This is a genomic window from Immundisolibacter cernigliae (assembly GCF_001697225.1).
Classification (GTDB): domain Bacteria; phylum Pseudomonadota; class Gammaproteobacteria; order Immundisolibacterales; family Immundisolibacteraceae; genus Immundisolibacter; species Immundisolibacter cernigliae.
Genome location: NZ_CP014671.1, coordinates 3,149,014 through 3,168,073, shown reverse-complemented (window position 1 = coordinate 3,168,073; position 19,060 = coordinate 3,149,014). Strand labels below are relative to the sequence as shown.

At 70.9% G+C, this 19,060-nt stretch carries 12 protein-coding genes; 5 read left to right on the top strand and 7 right to left on the bottom strand.

From position 1 onward, the window contains the following. Positions 1–39 precede the first annotated feature (39 nt). From PG2T_RS14850 to PG2T_RS14840, 3 genes are all read left to right on the top strand, one after another. Positions 40–1,728: an N-acyl-D-amino-acid deacylase family protein gene (locus PG2T_RS14850; protein WP_068807253.1), complete on the top strand. Its 1,689-nt coding sequence runs from the start codon at positions 40–42 to the stop codon at positions 1,726–1,728. A gap of 1,328 nt (positions 1,729–3,056) precedes the next feature. Next, a complete protein-coding gene (locus PG2T_RS14845; RefSeq protein ID WP_068807250.1) occupies positions 3,057–3,515 on the top strand; it encodes a pilin in 459 nt (152 codons plus the stop codon). 85 nt (positions 3,516–3,600) lie between these two features. Beyond that, positions 3,601–5,604, top strand: a complete 2,004-nt coding sequence (locus PG2T_RS14840) for a tetratricopeptide repeat protein (protein WP_145931114.1) — start codon at positions 3,601–3,603, stop codon at positions 5,602–5,604. A 552-nt stretch (positions 5,605–6,156) separates the two neighbouring features. On the opposite strand, the gene PG2T_RS14835 is transcribed toward PG2T_RS14840, so the two are convergent. Continuing rightward, positions 6,157–6,441 carry a type II toxin-antitoxin system RelE/ParE family toxin gene (locus tag PG2T_RS14835; protein WP_068807244.1) on the bottom strand — a complete coding sequence of 95 codons (285 nt, stop codon included), beginning with the start codon at positions 6,439–6,441 and terminating at the stop codon, positions 6,157–6,159. Then, the gene (locus tag PG2T_RS14830; RefSeq protein ID WP_068807242.1) at positions 6,441–6,731 is read right to left on the bottom strand and encodes a CopG family ribbon-helix-helix protein; all 291 of its coding nucleotides are present in this window, start codon (positions 6,729–6,731) and stop codon (positions 6,441–6,443) included. Before PG2T_RS14830 ends, PG2T_RS14835 begins: the two co-directional genes overlap by 1 nt. A 457-nt stretch (positions 6,732–7,188) precedes the next feature. Here PG2T_RS14830 and PG2T_RS14825 point away from each other — a divergent pair, with 457 nt between their 5' ends. Continuing rightward, positions 7,189–8,139, top strand: a complete 951-nt coding sequence (locus tag PG2T_RS14825) for a transposase (RefSeq protein WP_068807239.1) — start codon at positions 7,189–7,191, stop codon at positions 8,137–8,139. Between the two features lie 66 nt (positions 8,140–8,205). Here PG2T_RS14825 and recD read toward each other — a convergent pair whose 3' ends face one another. From recD to recC, 3 genes are read right to left on the bottom strand one after another with little or no spacing between them, the layout of a single operon-like run. Beyond that, a complete protein-coding gene (gene recD / locus PG2T_RS14820; RefSeq protein WP_145931113.1) occupies positions 8,206–9,984 on the bottom strand; it encodes an exodeoxyribonuclease V subunit alpha in 1,779 nt (592 codons plus the stop codon). Continuing rightward, on the bottom strand, positions 9,984–13,553 hold the full coding sequence (recB, locus tag PG2T_RS14815) for an exodeoxyribonuclease V subunit beta (RefSeq protein ID WP_068807236.1): 3,570 nt from the start codon (positions 13,551–13,553) through the stop codon (positions 9,984–9,986). Before recB ends, recD begins: the two co-directional genes overlap by 1 nt. After that, positions 13,550–16,678 (bottom strand): exodeoxyribonuclease V subunit gamma, encoded by a 3,129-nt coding sequence (gene recC / locus PG2T_RS14810; RefSeq protein ID WP_068807233.1) that lies wholly within the window; start codon positions 16,676–16,678, stop codon positions 13,550–13,552. Before recC ends, recB begins: the two co-directional genes overlap by 4 nt. 244 nt (positions 16,679–16,922) lie before the next feature. On the opposite strand from recC, the gene PG2T_RS14805 reads away from it, so the two are divergent. Further along, positions 16,923–17,990, top strand: a complete 1,068-nt coding sequence (locus tag PG2T_RS14805; protein ID WP_068807230.1) for an acetate/propionate family kinase — start codon at positions 16,923–16,925, stop codon at positions 17,988–17,990. A 118-nt stretch (positions 17,991–18,108) separates the two neighbouring features. Here PG2T_RS14805 and PG2T_RS14800 read toward each other — a convergent pair whose 3' ends face one another. Together PG2T_RS14800 and PG2T_RS14795 are read right to left on the bottom strand one after the other, a co-directional pair. Beyond that, positions 18,109–18,531 (bottom strand): c-type cytochrome, encoded by a 423-nt coding sequence (locus PG2T_RS14800; protein ID WP_202816367.1) that lies wholly within the window; start codon positions 18,529–18,531, stop codon positions 18,109–18,111. 71 nt (positions 18,532–18,602) lie between these two features. Next, positions 18,603–19,043: a c-type cytochrome gene (locus PG2T_RS14795; RefSeq protein ID WP_083214981.1), complete on the bottom strand. Its 441-nt coding sequence runs from the start codon at positions 19,041–19,043 to the stop codon at positions 18,603–18,605. Positions 19,044–19,060 lie beyond the last annotated feature (17 nt).

Here is a 19,060-nt window from a genome sequence, read left to right as displayed (position 1 = left end):
TTCGGTTTCGCAAAAGCCCTTTGACGGAGTGTTCAAGCCATGTACGACCTGCTCATCGAAAACGCCCGCATCGTCGACGGCACCGGCGCGCCGGCCTACCCCGGCAGCCTGGCGGTCAAGGACGGCCGCATCGTGGCCCTGGGCGCAGTCCACAACCGGGAGGCGCGCGAAGTCATCGACGCCGCCGGCCAGGTGCTGGCGCCCGGCTTCGTTGATCCACACACGCACTACGACGCGCAGATTGCGTGGGACTCCCTGCTCACGCCCTCGGCCGAACACGGCGTGACCACCGCCGTGATGGGCAACTGCGGCGTCGGCGTGGCGCCGGTGCGCCCGACCATGCACGACTTCCTGATGGGCGACCTGGTCAACGTCGAGGGCATCCCGCAGGACGTCATGCAGGCCGGCATCGACTGGCAGTGGGGACACTTTGGCCAGTACATGGACGCCATGGACCGGCGCGGCCTTGGCATCAACGTGGCGGCGATGGTCGCCATGACGCCGCTGCGGCACTACGCGATGGGCGAGGCCTCGCTCGGCCGCGCCGCCGATGCGCACGAAATCGCCACCATGACAGCCGCCTTCGCGGGCGCCATGGAAGCCGGCGCCTTCGGCTATTCCACCACCCGCGAGGGCGTGCATGTCGGCTACCAGGGCAAGCCCGTGGCCTGCCGCAACGCCAGCCCGGACGAGCACCGCGCCCTGTGTGGCGTGCTGCGCCAGGCCGGCCGCGGAAACGTGGAGCTCACACTCAAGCTCGGCGGCGTGGTCAGCGGCGAGGAGCACGATTTCCTGGAACTGCTGGTGCGCGAGAGCACGCGCCCGGTCACCTGGCTGGCGGTGGTCAACGCCGCCGAGCAGCCGCGTTCCTACGAGGAGCGCATGGCCGCCGTGGCGGACCTGACCGCCTGGGACATGGCTGTGCCGCAGACCACCTGCCGGCCGCTGCGTTTTCAGCTGAACCTCGCCAACCCGTACATCCTGGGCGTGTTCCCGACCTGGCAACCGGTGATGCGCCTGTCGCGCGAGCAGAAACTGGCCCGCTACGCGGACCCGGCGTTTCGGCAGGCCTTCCGCGACGACCTGAAAAACATTCCGGCCTTCGGCAAGGACATCTGGAGCCGCTTTTACGTGCTCGACGGCATCAGCGATCAGGCGCGCGGCCTGGCCAAGGGAGGCCAGAGCCTGCGGCAACTGGCGGACGCCCAACGCTGCGACCCGATGGACCTGCTGGTTGAGATCGCCGTCGAGGACCAACTGCGCACCACCTTCGACATGGTGGCCCTGAACTACGACGCCGCCGACACCATCCCGCTGGTGCGGGACGACCGGCTGCTGATCGGCCTGTCCGACGCCGGTGCGCACCTGGACATGCTGTGCGACGCCGGCTACAGCACCCACCTGCTGCAACGCTGGGTGCGCGAGACCGGCGCGCTGACCCTGGAACAGGGCGTGCAAAAGCTCACCTCCATCCCGGCCCGGTTCTTCGGCATCGACCGCGGCGTGCTGGCGCTCGGCAAGGCAGCCGATCTGGTCATCTTCGACCCGGCCACCGTGGCCTGTGGCGACAAGGAATGGGCGCACGACCTGCCCGGCGGCGGGCGGCGCTTCGTGACCCGCTCCACCGGCATCCGCGCCACCATCGTCGGCGGCGACGTGCTGTTCGAGAACGGCGCCTACCGGCAAGGCCCGCGCAAGGGCCGGATGCTGCGCAGCTACGACGCCTGAAGAAGCGCCGAACACATCCATCCCCGGTTTCCACCGGGGCAGGCCTGGATTTCCCAGCGCCCGCCATCCAAAACCCTTGTGGGAGCACAGCTTCGCCGCGCGATGATCGCTTGTAGGAGCGCAGCTTTGCTGCGCGATCATCGCCCGGCACAGCCGGGCTCCTACAGCCGCTGATTTTGGCCAGCATAGGGTGGGCAAAGGCCCCAAGGCCGTGCCCACACGGTTCTGACGAGCTTTCCATGAGCCGGCTGCGGCGACCGGCGCCGTGTCCGCGTGGGCTGCGCCTTGCCCTCACCCCGTCGTTGCGAGGAGCGCGCAGCGCGACGTGGCAACCTTGCCTTCGAACCGCCGCGGGCGTGCCGGCGGGAAAGGCAGGGTCCTCACGTCGCTCCCGCTCCTCAGGACGACGGGGGTGTGTTGGTGCGGCGCGGTGCGTACAGCGCCCTGGCCGCCGGCGCATCAACACCTCACCCCGTCGTTGCGAGGAGCGCGCAGCGCGACGTGGCAACCTTGCCTTCGAACCACCGCGGGTGTGCCGGCTGGAAAGGCAGGGTCCTCACGTCGCTCCCGCTCCTCAGGACGACGGGGGGTGTTGGTGCGGCGCGGTGCGTACAGCGCCCTGGCCGCCAGCGCATCAACACCTCACCCCGTCGTTGCGAGGAGCGCGCAGCGCGACGTGGCAACCTTGCCTTCGAACCGCCGCGGGTGTGCCGGCTGGAAAGGCAGGGTCCTCACGTCGCTGGCGCTCCTCAGGACGACGGGGGGGTGTTGGTGCGGCGCGGTGCGTACAGCGCCCTGGCCGCCAGCGCATCAACACCTCACCCCGTCGTTGCGAGGAGCGCGCAGCGCGACGTGGCAACCTTGCCTTCGAACCGCCGCGGGTGTGCCGGCTGGAAAGGCAGGGTCCTCACGTCGCTCCCGCTCCTCAGGACGACGGGCGACTATTTTTGTCAACTTTTGACAATTTGCGTCCCGCGGCGCGGCCGTGGCCGGCACTGTGGGCAATACCGTGCAAACAAACGCTGCGCCGGCCCGCTCGGCCCCGGCACCTGCCGGAGCCCGCGCAAATGCCGGGCTTGTCCAATGTTCGATAGCCATATCAACACCTTGTGCAGCGCGCGGTGAAGCCGGCTGCCCCCCGCTGCGGCGCTCGCCACGGCACCCCGGCCGCCCGCCGCCCGGCGCTGGCATGTGAATTGCTCTACTCCGACCGCGCGCCGGCTCAAGGTCGCCCGCATCGGGTCGATGACTATTCGGCCACGGTGGTACGGGGCGGATTGCCGCCGACGCCGACTGGCAATCATTCATCCTTACGGGAGATTACGCAGATGCAGAAACTTCAACAGGGCTTCACGCTCATCGAACTGATGATCGTGGTCGCCATCATCGGCATCCTCGCCGCGCTGGCCGTGCCGGCGTACCAGGACTACACCATTCGTTCGAAGGTGGGTGAGTCCGCTTCGCTGGCCTCGGCGGCGCGCACAGCGGTGGATGTCTACTTCAGCGAGAATGGGACTCTGCCGCTCGCCGCTGTATCGCATGTTTCGCTTGGGATTTCTCAACCTAGGTCGTACAACGCGAAGTACGTGAGTTATGTGGCTGTGGGGGCCAACGGCGCAACCACCGTTGGTAATGGCCAAATTGTCATTCAGCTGCAAGATCTGGCAGAGCTTGGTCAAGCGCGCAATGACAGGGTGCTCTATACGCCTATCGTAAACGCCGGCAACCTTGAGTGGGTTGTCAGCTCGGGCAGCACGGCACCGCCCAAGTATCTGCCACGCCGCTAACACCAGACACGACCTGATTTCACAAAGGGCGGCTCCGGCCGCCCTTTTTTTTGCCGGCCGCATGGCCATTGGCCCGGACCCGCCCATGACCCGCGAGCCCCTCGCCCCCGCGCTGGCCGGCCTACTCCTGCTCCTCGGCCTGGTCTACTGGCCCGGCCTGTCCGGGCCGTGGCTGTTCGACGACTTCTCGAACATCCACGGCAATGCCTTTCTGCGCGTCACCGCGCTGGACTGGCAGTCGCTGGGCGCGGCGGCGGGTTCGCTCGAAGCCGGCCCGCTCGGCCGGCCGCTGGCCTATTTCAGCTTCGCGCTGAACCACTACCTGCACGGCGACGCCAGCCCGTATGCCTGGAAGGCGACCAACCTCGCCATCCACGGCGTGAACGCGCTGCTGATGGCGGCGCTGCTGATGACGGTGCTGCTCCGGCTGGCGCAGCGCGGCGCACTGCCGGCGCGGATGGTGCCCGGCGCGGCGCTTGCGCTGGCCGCGCTGTGGGCGCTGCATCCGATCCAGATCTCCAGCGTGCTGTACGTGGTGCAGCGCATGACGAGTCTGTCCGGCACCTTCACGCTGGCGGCGCTGCTGTGCTGGCTGCAGGCGCGCGAGCGCATCTTTGTAGGAGCGGGCCATGCCCGCGACCGGGACGCCGTGCCTGGGCATGACGATGCGCATTTACCCGCCGCTGCGGTCGCGGGCATGGCCCGCTCCTACAGCATCGGCGTGGCGGGCTGGCTGGCGCCGCTGGGCTGGTTGCTGGCCGGCGTGGCGTTTGCCCTGCTGGGCGCCTTCACCAAGGAAACCGCCGTCCTGCTGCCGCTGTACGCGCTGGCGCTGGACCGGGTGCTGTACCCGGACGCGCCGTACTGGCAACGCTGGCTGCGCCTGCCGGCCGGGCTGCGGCTGGCGCTGCTGGTGGCGGCGCTGGCGGTGGTGTTCGGCCTCGCCGCCTGGCATTACGCCCCCGGCTACGCCGGCCGGCCGTTCACGCTGACCGAACGCGTGCTGACGCAGGCGCGGGTGCTGTGGTTCTACATTGGCCTGGTGGCGCTGCCGCGCATAAATGCCTTTGGCCTGCACCACGACGACATCGCCATCTCCAGCGGGCTGCTGGCGCCGTGGACCACGCTGCCGGCGGTGCTGGGGCTGGCCGGGCTAGCGCTGCTGGGCTGGCGGTATCTCGACCGCCGGCCGCTGGTGGGCCTGGGGCTGCTGTGGTTCCTGGCAGGACACGTGCTGGAATCGACCGTGGTGCCGCTCGAAATCGCCCACGAACACCGCAACTACCTGCCGCTGCTGGGCCTGCTGCTGGCCGGCGCGGGCGTGCTGCTGCCGGTGGTCGAACACTGGCAGCGCCGGGCGACGGTGGCGCTGCTGGGGACGCTGGGCGCCGTGCTGGCCGGCACCACCGCGCTGCGTGCCGATCAGTGGGGCAATGAGCTCGGCATGAGCCGCTACGAGGTGCGCCATCATCCGAACTCCGCGCAGGCGCGCAACAACCTGGCGGCGGACCTGGTGTGGCGCGGCCATTACGCCGAGGCGCGCGAGCAGCTGGAAGCGGCCATCGAGCTGGCGCCGTGGGAGGTGGGCTATCCCATGAACCTGGTAGGCGCCTACCGGGTGGACAAGCTGGAACCCCCCGACGCGCTCGCGACCGAAATCCTGCGCCGCATCCGCGAGGAGCCGCTGAGCGCGTTTGGCAGCAGCACGCTGCATCGCTACAGCGAATGCCTGGGCCAGGGCTGCCGCTACCTGCTGGCGGACGTGGTCGGCTGGCTGGAGGCGTACCGGGACTCCGGGCGGCCGACCTTCGACCGCTCGTACATCGAATACCTGCTGGGCATCGGCTACCGCGAGCAGGGGCGCATCCAGGACGCGCTGAACGCCTTCCAGCGCGCGCATGATCTGGACCCCAAGTACCTGCACCCGCTGTTCGCGCAGGCCAACATCCTGCTGAGCCTGCGCCAGTGGGACACGGCGGCGCTGGTGCTGGACAGCATCCGCGCCGCCAACGAAGACGCCTATCAGCGCCTGGACCGACAGATTGCGGAACTCGATGCGGCGATTGCCAAGGGGCGGGGCGGCAACTGAGCCGGCCTGTCCCCGCCAGCGGGCTGCGCGGCCTCTGACCGTGGGAGGCCCGCCCCCGGGCCGAATCTTTGCCTGGAAGATTCGCGGCGGGGCGCCGCTCCGACGGCGGTTCCACCCGTCCCGCAAAGCCAGCGTAGGCGCCGCAGGATGGGTGCAGCGCAACGAAACCCATTGATCCCCAAGCGACGCACGCGCCGGAAGACAAGATGCACCGGCCGCGCCGGTGGCCGGCGCCGGAACGATGGGTTACGGCCTGGCGGCCTCCACCCATCCTACTGGGGACTTCGCGTGTGGCCCGCCAAGGCACAAGCCAGCGGGTGGGCAAAGGCGATAAGGCAGTTCTGACGAGCTTTCGATGAGCCGCATGCGGTGTCCGCGTGGGCACGCTGCGCTTTGCCCACCTACGTGACTCCGACACCTTCGTCATTCCGGCGAAAGCCGGAATCCAGAGTGGTGAGGGACTGGACCCCGGCTTTCGCCGGGGTGACGATCCGGCCTTGCATCCCGTGGCCGGATAACAGTGTCTAGGCTGGCTTCAGCGGGTTTGGAGTGTCAACTCTGGTCCGGCGGCCACTGCCTGGCAGCGTGCAGCACACGCAGCACGCGCACCAAGTCGCCGGTCACGTCGTAGACCAGGACGTAATTCTGGTGCGCTACCAGCTCGCGAGTGCCAGCGACACGGCCAGGCCGGCCAAGGCCGGGATGATCGACCAAGCGGCCGGCATTTTCTGCAAACAGTTCATCGAGAGCCAGCGCGGCGGCGGGGTTGTGCGCCTCAATGTAGTCAAAGATTTCGTCGCGGTCTTGTGTCGCCTCTGGCGTCCAGAGTAGCTCCATCATTCGGCGGAGGCGTCAAGCCGGCGGCGCGTTGCTGCCCGCTTTGCCGCGAACCTGGCTTCTACTTCGGCCGCCGGGATCAGGTTGCCGGCGTTGGCCGAATCCAGGCCGATTTGCACCTGGCGACGGAACCATGCGTCATGCTCGGCGGCCTCCTCCTGCTGCCGCACGAACTCGCGCATGAAGTCGCGCAGGAGCTGCGCGCCGGTACGGTCACGTTTCTTCGCGGCCGTGGCGAATTGGTTTTTCAGGGCCTCATCGACCCGGAAAGTGAAAGTGACTTCGCTCATGGCGTTACCCTGATGTGTTACATGGCAAGTGCATGGTAGTGCATCGCTGCCCGCTTCGCGTGTGGCCCGCCAAGGCATAAGCCAGCGGGTGGGCAAAGGCCCCAAGGCCGTGCCCACGCGGTTTTGACGAGGTTTCGGTGAGCCGCATGCGGCGACCGGCGCGGCTGGCTGAGCCACAGGCCGTGGGAGGCCCGCCCTCGGGCCGAATCTTTGCTTGGAAGATTCGCGGCGAGGGCACCGCTTGTATGTTTGGTCTTGGCAAGTCAAAAAGGACTTGCCGGGGCGGAGGGACCAGCGCCGCATCTGGCCGCAGGCACAGACCGTGGGAGAGCTCGTCCCGCCCCTCACCTTCAGGCGCCCATATGGAATCTATCGGCAGCGACCGACGATTAAAGGCAAGCCAGCGCAACGGTGAGCTCCCGGCAAGCACGACACACGCTAACCGGGAGAGATGACGATGGCAATGGCAGTCGAGACGCTACAACTGGGGGTTGATGTGGCCAAGGCCGAGCTGGTGCTCTGCCAAGGCTGGGATGAGCAGCTGGTGACGCTGGCTAACGAGCGGCGCGCGATCCGCTCCTATCTGAAGCACCTGTCGGGGCCGACGGCGCTGGCAGTGGAAGCGACCAACCGGTTCCATCTGGCACTGGTCGAGGAGGCACAGGCGCTGGGCCACACGGTGTATGTGGTCGACGGCTACCGACTCAACGCCTACCGCAAGAGCATTGGCGGCCGGGCCAAGACCGACGCAAGCGATGCCCGGCTTCTGCTGCGCTATCTGCGCCATGAGCAGACCTCGCTGCGGCCGTGGAGCCCGCCGCCGGCCGGCTACAACCGCCTGATCCGGCTACTGCGCCGGCGCGCCAGCCTGATCCAGGCCAAGGTGGCGCTGACCCAAAGCCTCCAGGAGCTGCCCGAGCTCAAGGCCGCCGTGCGCAGCCTGCTGCGCCAGTTCGCCCGGCTCGACCTGTTGATCCAGACGCGGCTGCGCCAGGCACTGGCCGAGCATGGCTGGGCGGCGGATGCCCAGCGCTGCCAGGCGATCGAGGGCATCGGCCCGCTCACCGCCGCCGGCCTGGTCACCGTCTTCCGCCGCGGCGCCTTCCACAGCAGCGATGCCTTTATCGCCTTCTTGGGACTCGACGTGCGCGTGCGCGATTCCGGCCAATTCACTGGCCGGCGCAAGCTCACCAAACAGGGCGATCCGGAACTGCGCCGGCTGCTCCACAACGCGGCCATGGCCGCCTGCCGCTGCGCTACCTGGCAGCCGTTCTACCAGCGCTACCGCAACCGCGGCCTGAGCACCACCCAGTGCCTGGTCATCCTGGCCCGCAAGCTCGCCCGTATCGCCTTCGCGCTCCTCAAAAACCAGTCGACCTATCAGCCCAGCTCCACCCCGATGCCTTGACCTCGAACATAGAATCTCCCACAGCCAGCGTAGGGCTGGCTACGCGGGCTGCCCAGGCGCGGGCGGTTACGACCGCAGCGCCTCGCCCAGGCCCGAATCGCGCTCCAGGCGCCGGCCGATGGCGGCGGCGAGCGTCGCCTCGCTGCCCCACACGGTCACGCCCTGCCGGGCGCGGGTCAGCGCGGTGTAGATCAGCTCGCGCGTCAGCAGCGGGCTCGGCTGCGGCGGCAGGATCAGCAGCACGCGCGTGAACTCGCTGCCCTGGCTCTTGTGCACGGTCAGCGCGTAAGCCGACTCGTGCGCCGGCAGGCGGCTGGGGGCCAGCGCCCGTGATTCACCGTCGGCCGCGGCAAACCAGGCGCGCAGCGCGCCGGCCGGGTCCGGCAGCAGCAGGCCAAGATCGCCGTTGAACAGGCCAAGGGCGTAGTCGTTGCTGCCGATCAGCAGCGGCCGGCCGGGGTAGTGCGCGGCCTGGCCGCGGATCAGGCCGCGCCGGTGCAGCGCGCGCTCGATGACGGCATTGACGCCGGCGACGCCGAACGGTCCCTCGCGCAGCGCCGTCAGCACCTGGAATTCGCCCAGCCGCGCCAGCGCGGCCGCCGGGTCGGCGGTCTCGAACAGCGGCTGCAGCGCCGGGCCGACCTCGGCGGCCAAACGCGCATTGAGCCGGGCGGTGGTGTCCACGGCCTCGAAATGAACGCCTTCGCCAGCGCGCAACACGTCCAGCGCGCCTTGCGCGTCGCCGGCATTGACCGCCGCCGCCAGGCGGCCGATGGCGCCCCCACCGGCGAAGCGGTAGCTGTGTTCGAGCACCGCCACGGCGTCGCTGATGCCGCCCGGCCCAGCGCCGGGGACGGCATCGCCAGTGGCCGATTCGAGCCGCGCCGCGGCGGCCGGGCTGTACGCGCCGGCCCCGGCGCACAGCTCGCCGAGCACGGCGCCGGCCTCCACCGAGGCCAGCTGGTTCGGATCGCCGAGCAGGATCAGCCGCGCCGCGGCCGGCAGCGCGCGCAGGGTGCGCGCCAGCAGCGGCAGGTCGACCATCGAGGCTTCGTCGATCAGCAGCAGGTCGCAGCTGAGCGGGTGGTCGGCGTCGTGGCGGGCGCTGCCGTCCGGGCGCAGGCCGAGCAGGCGGTGCAGGGTCGGCACGGACGCCGGCAGCGCATGGCCGGCCGGCAACAGGTCCGCCGCCTTGCGCAGGCTCTGCGCCAGACGCTGCGCGGCCTTGCCGGTCGGTGCCGCCAGCGCCACGCGCAGCGGCCGCTGCCCGGACAGTTCCATCAGCAGCGCCAGCAGGCGCGCCACGGTGTGCGTCTTGCCGGTGCCGGGGCCGCCGCACAGGATGCCCAGGCCATGCAGCGCCGCCACCGCGGCGGCGCGGCGCTGGCCGACGCTGCCCGGATCGGTGCCCGGAAACAGGCGACGCAGCGGCGCGCGCAGGGCGGCCGGATCGACATCCGTCCGGGGCGCGGCGCGGCCCAGCAGATCGCGCGCCACCTCGGCCTCGTCCCGCCACAGGCGGTGCAGGTATAGCCGCCCGGCCGGGTCCAGGATCAGCGGCGTGGCGGCGCCCGGTGCGCCGACCACGCCGCTGGCCAGCAGCGCCGCGCGCCAGTCGGCCAGCGGCGGCGCGCGCCAGGGCTGTTCGTCGAACGGCGCCCTGCCGGCGAAGCGCCCCAGCGGCAGGCATACGTGGCCCTCGCCGGTATGGCGGCTGACCAGCGCGGCGGCCAGCGCCAGTGCCGGCGACGGCCTGGCCGCATGGCGCAGCAGCAGGTCGGCGAAGTGCGCATCCAGCGGCCGCAGCGCGCGGGTCTGTTGCAGCGCCAGCAGGCGGGCGTCCATCAGGCGCCCCCGCACAGGGCGGCTTCGAGCGCCCGCACCAGGCTGGCGGGCGGCCGGTCGAAGTAGATGCCGGCGCCGCCCTGCCCCGGCGCCATGCCGCGCAGGAACAGGTAATAGACGCCGCCGAAGTGACGCTCGTAGTCGTAATCCGGCAGGCGCAGGCGCAGGTAGCGGTGCAGCGCCACCGTGTAGACCAGGTATTGCAGGTCGTAGCGGTGCTCGGCCATCGCCGCGCGCAGCGCCTCGGGCGCGTAGTCCGCCGCGGTCGGGCCGAGCCAGTTGGACTTGTAGTCGGCCAGGTAAAACCGCCCGGCGTGCTCGAACACCAGGTCGATGTAGCCCTTGAGCACGCCCTCGACGGCATCGAAGCGCAGCGCCGCGGCCTCGGCCGCCAGCGCGGTGGCCTCCAGCAGACGATTCAGCGTGGCCGCCTCGATGCGCGCCAGCGGAAAGTAGAACTCCAGCTCGTCGCGCCGCTGCGCGCGCGGGATGTCCCGCAGGCGCAGCGCCTGGCCGTCGAGCGGCGTGTCCAGCACGTCCGCCACCAGCCGTTCCAGCGTCGGCTGCCACAGCGGCGGATAGCCGGCCCGCGCCAGGCTCTGCGCCACCGCCTCGGCCAGCGCCGGGCCGTGGGCGTGCGGAAAATCCAGCGCCTCGAACAGGCCGTGCAGGCTGGTGCCGGCCGCCGCGCCGCGCGGAAAGCGGGCGATCGGCGGCGGGCCGCCGCGCTCGGCGGGCGCGTCCGGCACGACAGCAAGCGCGGCCTGCGGCTCGGCGGGCGTGCCCGCATCGACCGCGTCGTAGTCCGGCCGGTCGGCGCCCACGGCACCGGCCGCCAGCGCGGAATAGCTGGTCACCCGCCAGCGGCTGTCGATGCGGCCGGCGAAGCTGCTGGCCTGGCCGGACTGTGGCGCGCCAACAGCCGGATGCTGCGCCGCCGCCGGCGGATCGGTGAGCACGAGGGCACCGTCGCTGGCCGTTTCCAGCGCCCGCCACGGCGCGCGGGCGGCAGTTTCATCCAGTTCTTTCAGGTCCTGGCCGCCGTACAGCAGCCAGCCGAGCGCGCCCTGCTCGGCCAGATTGATGACGCCAAACGGCAGCACGCAGTGCTGGCGCGCCCGCGTCAGGGCCACGTACAGCAGGCGCACACGCTCGGCCAGCGCCTCCTTGCGGGCCAGTTCCGCGTGCGCGCCGGAGCGCGCCAGGTCGGCCGTGAAGGCCAGATCGACCGGGTCGTGGAATTCGAACGGCCCCGCCAGGTCGGGCTTTTTCTCGTCCCCGGCGAAGGGCAGGAACACGATTTCCCACTCCAGGCCCTTGGCCTTGTGCACGGTGACGATCTGCACCAGGTTGGCGTCGCTTTCCAGGCGCAGCTGCTGGTTCTCGGCCGCGCCGCCCGCGCCGGCGATGGCGTCGCGCAAAAAGCGCAGTTGCGCATCCAGGCCCGGCCGGCTGGCGGCCTGCGCCTGCAGCAGCTCGCCCAGGTGCATCAGGTTGGTCAGCGCCCGCGCGCCGTCGGGACTCGCATGCAGGCGGCCGATGATGCCGGCCTCCTGCATCAGCCCCAGCAGCATGGGCAGCGGACCTGCCGTGAGCCAGCGCCGGCGGGCGCTCTGGAACAGGATGACCCAGCTTTCCCAGGCCGCCTCGTCGCCGTCGAGCGCCGCGATATCGGCGGCCGTGGCGCCCAGCAGCGGCGTGGCCAGTGCCGCCCGCAGCGCGCCGCTGGCGGCCGGGTCGAGCGCCGCATCCAGGATCCGCTCCAGCGCCGCCGCTTCGGCACTCTCGTAGACGCTGTCCTCGCGCAGGCAGACGCTGTCGACGCCGACCCGGCGCAACGCCGCCTGCGCCGCGGCGGCCTGCCGGTTGGTATTGACCAGGATGCCGATGTGCCGCCCGGCGAGCGCATCTTCACCCACCCGCGCCCGACCCTCGGCGCCCAGCGCGAGCAGCTGCGCCACGCGCGCCGCGGTGGCGGCCAGCGCCTGCTCGCCCGCGCTTTCCTTGCTGATCGACTTGCTCTTTTCCTCACGCGCCAGCCACCAGACCTCACAGGCCGGCAGCGCCTCGCCGTCCACCCGCAGGGGTTTCTTTTCCGTCCTGCCGGCGGCGGCGACCTCGTAAAAGTCGATTTCCTGCCCCGGCGCGTCCAGCACGAACGGCCGCCGGTGGCGGCCAAACAGCGCATTGACGGCCGTCACCAGCCGACCGGTGGAGCGCTGGTTGGTGGTCAGCGTGTGGCGCTGCGCCGGCGGCACGCCGTTGCGGGCCGCCAGGTACGCGAACACGTCCGCGCCGCGGAACTGGTAGATGGCCTGCTTGGGGTCGCCGATCAGGTACAGGCCAAAGCCGTCCGCCGCGGCCCGGTGCATGCGGTCGAACAGACCGTACTGCAGCGGGTCGGTGTCCTGGAACTCGTCGATCATGACCACCGGATAGCGGCCCGCCAGCGTGCCCGCCAGCGCCGGCCCGCCGGGGCCGTCCAGCGCCGCGGCCAGTTCCTGCAGCAGGCTGTCGAACCCGCGCCGGCCGCGCTCCACGAGGCGGCTTTCGCTTTGCGCCCGCAGGTACGCCAGCGCCGCGTGCACGGTGTGCACCTGCAGCGCCTGCGTGAGCGCCTCGGCGGCCACAGCCACGGCGGCGGCGGCATCCAGCAACGGGTGCGTCGGCGCTGCGATGCCCTTCTTGCGGGCGGTGGCAGTCAGCGCTGCATCGAGCGCGGCCGGGCTCAGGCGCCGGATGCCGGCCGGCGGCAATCCCTGCGGCGGCGCGGCCCAGGCGTCGATTTCCTGAAACAGCGCCTCGAGCGCGTCCGGCTTGTAGCCGCTTTTGTCGCTGCGGCTCAGGCCCGCGTGCTCGGGCAGCCGGGCGAGAACCTCATCCCGCCCGCCCGGCCAGGCGGCGGCGAAGGCCTGCGCGGCCGCGTCCAGTTCCGCCTGCCGAGCCGCCGGATCGACCGCCGAGGCCGGCGGCAACAGGCGCAGGCCCGGCCGGCCGGCCAGATTTCTCAGCGCCTTGGCCAGGCTTTGCGGGCCCTGCGGCCACAGGCCGTACAGGACGTCGAGCGCCACCGCGCCGGCCGCCGCGCACCGTCGGCGCCAGAAATCGCCCAGGATTTCCGCCGTCAGCGGGCGGATGTCGGTTTCGATGTCGGCCTCGAAACGACTGCCGGCGCTGAAGGCATGATCGGCCAGCACCCGCCCGCAAAAGCCATGGATGGTGTGCACGGCCAGCTCGTCCAGGCGCAGCAGGGCGTCGTCCAGATGCGCCCTGGCGGCGGCGTGGTCCGACAGACTGCCGACCAGCGACGCCAGAAAATCGTCCGCCGCCGGCAAGCCGGCCAGGGCGTCGCGCGCCTCCAGCAGCCGCGCGGCGATGCGCTCGCGCAGCTCGGCGGCGGCGGCCTCGGTGAAGGTGACCACCAGCATCTGCCCCGGCTCGCGCCGGTTCTGCAGCAACTGGCGCAGGTACAGCGCGGCGATGGTCCAGGTCTTGCCGGTGCCGGCGCTGGCCTCGATCAGGTGCCGGCCGGCCAGCGGCAGGGTCAGGGGATCCAGCGGCGTGCTCATGCGTCTTCCAGGGCCGCCAGCAGCGGCCCGCACAGGCGCTGCGCCAGCTCGGTGAAGGCCGGCTCGGCGAGTGGGTCGCGGCCGCGAAAGGCGACCTGCACGTCCGGGTCGTCGCCCTCGCCGGGCAAATCGAGGTAGGAATTCCCCTCCCAGGCCTTGCGCGCGGCGGCCAGGCCACTGTCGTGATCTTTCGCGCTGGCATAGGCCAGGGCGCATTCCGGCAGCAGCGGCAAGGCCTCGGCGCGACCCTGCCGCGCCAGGGCCAGGATGTCGGCCAACAAGACCGGCGCATCGGCCGGCGGCAGCAGGCGCACGGTTTCATCGCGCAGCACGTAGCGGGTCGGCGTCGGCGCGCCCGCCGCATTGATCGCCAGATGGCGCACCCACAGTTCGAGCAGACCGCGTGCGCGCCGTTTCGCATAGCGATACTCGACCAGGCCTTCGCCGGTCAGTCCGCTCACGCGGCCGCCCAGATGGGCGCCTCCAAGATCCACATTCAGCAGCAGATCCGCCCGCGGCGTGGCCAGAAAGGGCGCCAGGCGCGCGGCGAAGGCCGCCGTGTCCCGCCACGCCGTGTCGAACAGCCGCCGGCCGGCCGCTGCCGCCGGCAGCACGCCTTCGCTGCGCAGCCGCCGATAGGCCAGGTCCGCTTCGTCCCCGCTCAGATGCGCCGCCACCAGCCGCTGGCCGACGGCGTAGTTGGCGAGTCCCTCCAGGTAAAACGGCTCCGCGTCGGCCAGCGCGTCGTCCGCCCGGTACAGACGGATGCCCAGCCGTTCGCGCAGGAACCAGCGCGCCGGCGATCGCACGAAGCCGGTCAGGTCCTCCAGCGTCCAGTCCTCCTGCGCCGGCGCGGGCGACAGCGGCGCGGCGGCGAACGGCGGCGCGGGCGATGCCGGCTGGAACCATTCGGCGGCGTAGGTGAGCAGTCGCGGGTCGTGGCCGTAGCGGTCGCTGAACGGCTGCAGCGGGTGCTCGACCTGCAGTGCCTTCGCATCGCCGGTCATGCGTCCGGCCACGTCCAGCAGTTCGCTCAGCAGCGCCGAGGGCGGCAGCGGCGCGTTGTCGTTCTGGCGCCGGCCGACGTAGCTCAGGTGCAGGCAATCGCGCGCCGCCAGCAGCGCATCGAGCATCAGGTAACGATCCTCGTCGCGCGCCACCCGGTCGCCGGGCCGGTGATCGTCGGCCAGCCGGTCGAACTCGGCCGGCCGACGGCGGCGCGGAAACTCCCGGTCACCCAGGCCCAGCACGCACACCACGCGAAACGGTATCGCCCGCATCGGCGACAGCGCGCAGCAGGTGAGCGCGCCGGTGATGAAGGCGCGCGCCGGGCCGGCCTCGTCCAGCAGGCTGCCGAGCTGCGCCTTGATCGTCGCCCGCGCCAGCGGCACCGCGCAGCCGCCGGCGCGCGCCTCCTGCGCCAGGCGCAGCAGCGCATCGCGCAGCAGGGCCAGCGTGTCGGCCTCGTCCTCGTCGACGGCCTCGAACAGCGTGAGCGCCATCAGCAGGCGCCGTGTCCATTCGGCTGCCGGGTGCGGGCCGATGAGGTCAGCCTGCAACTCGCGCAGGCGGCGCAGCAGCTCGGCCAGCGCGCCCACCGCCTGCGCCAGTTCGCTGCCGGCGACCGGCAGCGGCAGCACCTCACCCAACTCAGCGGCGTCCGTGGCATGGCCCAGCAGCAGGCGGTCCAGACCGGCGCGCCAGGTGTGCTCGTCGCTGGGCGGCAGATCCAGGCCGGCCCGCGCCGCGGCGTCGTAGGCAAAGCGCACGCCGCTGTCCTGCACCAGGGCGCGCAGGCGCGGCAGGCTGGGCTCGTCGATGCCAAGGGCGGCGCGCAGCGCCGGCAGCTCCAGCAGCGACAGCACCTGCGAGGCCGGCAGGCGGCTTTGCGGCAGGTCGAGCAGTTCCAGAAACGCCGCCGCCAGCGGTTGCTGCGCCCGCGGCGCGCGATCGGCAATCGCAAACGGAATGCGCCGACCGGCCGGCGCGGCGCCGAACACGGCCGCGATGTGCGGCGCGTAGGCCTCGATGTCGGGCGCCATCACCACGCAGTCGCGCGGCGCGAGGTCCGGCTGCGCCTCGAACAGTCCGAGCAGACGGTCGTGCAGGACCTGCACCTCGCGCAGCGGGCTGTGGCAGACGTGGATTTCGAGCGAGCGATCGTCCGCTGCCAGCGGCGTCGCCTGCGGCGTCTCCAGAAACAGGATGTCGCGCTGGATGCGCTGCAGCAGGCTGCCGGTGCCGGGGTCCTCGTAGTCTTCGGTTTCATCCGCCTGACAGTCGAGCAACTGGCCGGCAAACGCGCGTCCCGCCTGCCCCCAGGCGGCCAGCAGCGGATGACCGTCTGCCCCTTCATCCATCAACTCCGGCGCCGCGGCCGCCTGCTGCGCCCACTTGCGGCGTCGCCGCGCCGCCACGCGCGGCGCCTGCAGCTCGTGCCAGTAGGCGGCGCACGGATCCAGGAAATGCACATGCACGTGCATGTGCCCGGCCAGCGCCTGCAACAGCTGCAGATAGGCCGGCGCCAGCGCCGACAGGCCGAACACCGACAGGCGTGCCGGCAGGCCCTCAACAGCGAGCCGTCCGCCGCGCACGCGCTGCGCCAGATCGATCAGCAGCCGGCCCTGATGCGGCCGCCCGGCCGCCACCTGCCGCCACAAGCGGGCGTCCCAGCCGGCGTCCGCGCCCGCCTCCCAGGCCGCCAGCCAGTCCGGCCGGAACACCTGGTAGCGCTGGTAGCAGTCCGCCAGCCGGCGGGCCAGCTGCCAGGCCTTGAGGCCATCGTCAGCGGCCAGATAGCGCTCGACTTCGGCCGCTCGGTCGGCACCGGCGAACGCCGCCAGCAGCCCGAACAGCAACGGCCCCTGCTCGGCCGGCGGCATGAGTGGCAAGTCCGCATCCTGCGCGCGCAGCACCCGCCACACGAAGGCCGCCGGGAACACGCAATCCAGATTCGCCGCCACGCCCAGACGCTGCGCCACCGCCAGCGACAACCAGCGCGCCATGCCCGGGTTGGGGACCAGGATGGTCTCCGGCGCCAGCGGCGCGCCAAGCGGCGTGGCGATCACCTCGCACAGGGTGTCGGCGAGGCGCTCCAGGCGATTGCCGTGATGGATGTGGAGCATGCGGGGCGCGCGAAGGTGCTGAGAGGAGCGATGGAAGCGGTCCGATACGGCGCAGCCGCGGCGTCGGGACGCGGACCGAATGCCGGCCGGCAGCGTGGATTATGCGGACCTGTCGGCCTCGTCTGCAGGCCGGTGCGGGCAAGGCGGTGTCCCGGTCGCGCAGTCGTCAGTCCTCCCAGCAGCTTGCGGTAGCCTTGGGCAGACCGGACGATAACGTGCCACTGGCGCATCAGGGTGACAGCGCTTGGAAATCCTTACCGTCAACGTGGGCAGTTCGTCGGTCAAGCTGGACCGCTTCGACGGCCGCACGAGCCCGCCTCGGCACATCGCGGCGCTGCGCCCCTCGCTCGGCGCCGCGGCGCTTGGCGAGGTGCCGATTCCGGAACTGATCGTGCATCGGGTGGTGCACGGCGGTCCGCTGGCGCAACCGGTGCGCATCGATGCCGCGGTCGAGGCGCAGATCGATGCCTGCGCGCCGCTGGCACCGCTGCACAATCCGCCCGCGCTGGCCATGATCCGCGCCTGCCGGCAGCGCTTTGGCGACGCCGTCTCGCAGGTGGCCGCGTTCGACACGGCCTTTTTCGCCGACCTTCCCCCGGCGGCGCGCGACTATGCCTTGCCGCGTGAGCTGATCGAAAGGCACGCCATCCGCCGCTACGGCTTTCATGGCCTCGCCCACCAGGCGCTGTGGCGTGCCTGGCAGGAACACAGCGGCCGCGGCGGGCGCATCGTGACCCTGCAACTGGGCGCCGGCTGCTCGGCGGCCGCCATCGCCGACGGCCGGCCGCTGGACACCTCGATGGGTTTCACGCCGCTGGAAGGCCTGGTCATGGCCACCCGCAGCGGCGACGTGGATCCGGGCCTGCTGCTGCACCTGCTGCGCACCGGCAGCATGGACGCGGCGCAGCTGGAGCGGATGCTCTCCGAGCAAAGCGGCCTGCTCGGCCTGGCCGGCAGTGCCGACATGCGCAGCCTGCTGGCCGACCCCTCCCCCGCCGCGGCGCACGCAATCGACGTCTACTGCCACCGCGTGCGCAAGTACATCGGCGCCTACGCCGCGGTGCTGGGCGGCCTCGACGGCGTCGTGTTCGGCGGCGGCGTGGGCGAGCACGCGCCCGAAGTGCGCGCCGGCATCCTGGCGGGCATGGAGTGGCTGGGCATTCGCCTCGACGCCACTGCCAACGCGGCGGCGAACGGCCCGGCCAGGCGTATCAGCGCCGCCGGCTCAGCCTGCGCCGTATGGGTGTTTTCAGTGGACGAGGCGACGGAACTGGCCCGCATCGGCCAGGGCTTCCTGACCGACGCGGGTTGAGCATCGCCAGCGGGTGATCGCCCGGCACAGCCGGGCTCCTACAATTTTTCCGATGGCTCACAAAGGCTGAACCTTCGGTGTTTCCTGAATGGCCGCCCGCACGCGGCGGCCTGGTGCCCTATTTTTCCTGGATGCTGACCAGGTAATCGACGATGCTGAGAATTTTTCCCCGTACCTGCATGTCGGTCTCGCTTTCCCGGCCAAAGCGTTCGCCCCACACGGGCATCTCCGCCGGACCGTGGATGCCGAGCGCCTGACCGCGACCGTCGATGATGGCGCGCACGCGGGCATACGGAAAATTGCCGTTGTTGTTCTTGGCCAACTGCGTCAGATCGGTCGGCCGCTTTTTGAGCTCGATTGCTACCGGCCCGTCACCGTGCCCCGAAGGCCCATGACAGGATGCGCAGTAGGCAAAAAAATCCTCCCGCTGCATTTCACTTACTTCGCTGGCAGCCAGCGTGGCACCACTGGCCAGCACCAGCGGCAACGCAGCCGAGAGCACAAAACGGACGCGCTTGCGGTTTGTCTTGATGTCGGACACGACACTCCCTCCCATGGGTTGAAAAACGCCATTCCATCGGCTGCCGCGCCAAGCCGGCGCTGCGACGCCGATTACTGCTTCTGCATGCGCTGCAGGTAATCGGTCAGCCCTTCGATACGGTCATGGGCCTGGCGCTGGCCGACGCCTTCGGCCGACACATAAAACTCCTTGCCCCACACCGGCATGGCGCGCGGCCCGTGCGCCTTCACATCGGCGCGGCCGTCGATGATCTCGCGCACCTTGTCGGCGGGATACTTGCCGTCGTTGTTCATGCTCAGCAGGGTCAGATCGGCAGGCATGGCCTTCATCGCCTGCGCCACCGGGCCATCGCCCCGCCCCTCGGGTCCGTGACAGGATGCGCAGTATTTCTGATAGTCGCGTCTGGCCTGCTGCTGGGCGCCCTCGGTCGCCGCAAGGACCGGCGCACTGGCGGCGTACAGCATGGCGATCAGGCCGGCGCCAGCCACGGCGGCGGCGCGGGACCGGCCCGAAAATCCGGATCTGGGTTGCATCGGCGGAACTCCTCTTG

Coding starts and splice junctions, on each gene's coding strand:
- PG2T_RS14835 (WP_068807244.1), bottom strand. CDS start 6,441: ATGGAGCTACTCTGGACGCCAGAGGCGACACAAGACCGCGACGAAATC.
- recC (WP_068807233.1), bottom strand. CDS start 16,678: ATGCTCCACATCCATCACGGCAATCGCCTGGAGCGCCTCGCCGACACC.
- PG2T_RS14795 (WP_083214981.1), bottom strand. CDS start 19,043: ATGCAACCCAGATCCGGATTTTCGGGCCGGTCCCGCGCCGCCGCCGTG.
- recB (WP_068807236.1), bottom strand. CDS start 13,553: ATGAGCACGCCGCTGGATCCCCTGACCCTGCCGCTGGCCGGCCGGCAC.
- PG2T_RS14850 (WP_068807253.1), top strand. CDS start 40: ATGTACGACCTGCTCATCGAAAACGCCCGCATCGTCGACGGCACCGGC.
- PG2T_RS14830 (WP_068807242.1), bottom strand. CDS start 6,731: ATGAGCGAAGTCACTTTCACTTTCCGGGTCGATGAGGCCCTGAAAAAC.
- PG2T_RS14845 (WP_068807250.1), top strand. CDS start 3,057: ATGCAGAAACTTCAACAGGGCTTCACGCTCATCGAACTGATGATCGTG.
- recD (WP_145931113.1), bottom strand. CDS start 9,984: ATGGACGCCCGCCTGCTGGCGCTGCAACAGACCCGCGCGCTGCGGCCG.
- PG2T_RS14840 (WP_145931114.1), top strand. CDS start 3,601: ATGACCCGCGAGCCCCTCGCCCCCGCGCTGGCCGGCCTACTCCTGCTC.
- PG2T_RS14825 (WP_068807239.1), top strand. CDS start 7,189: ATGGCAATGGCAGTCGAGACGCTACAACTGGGGGTTGATGTGGCCAAG.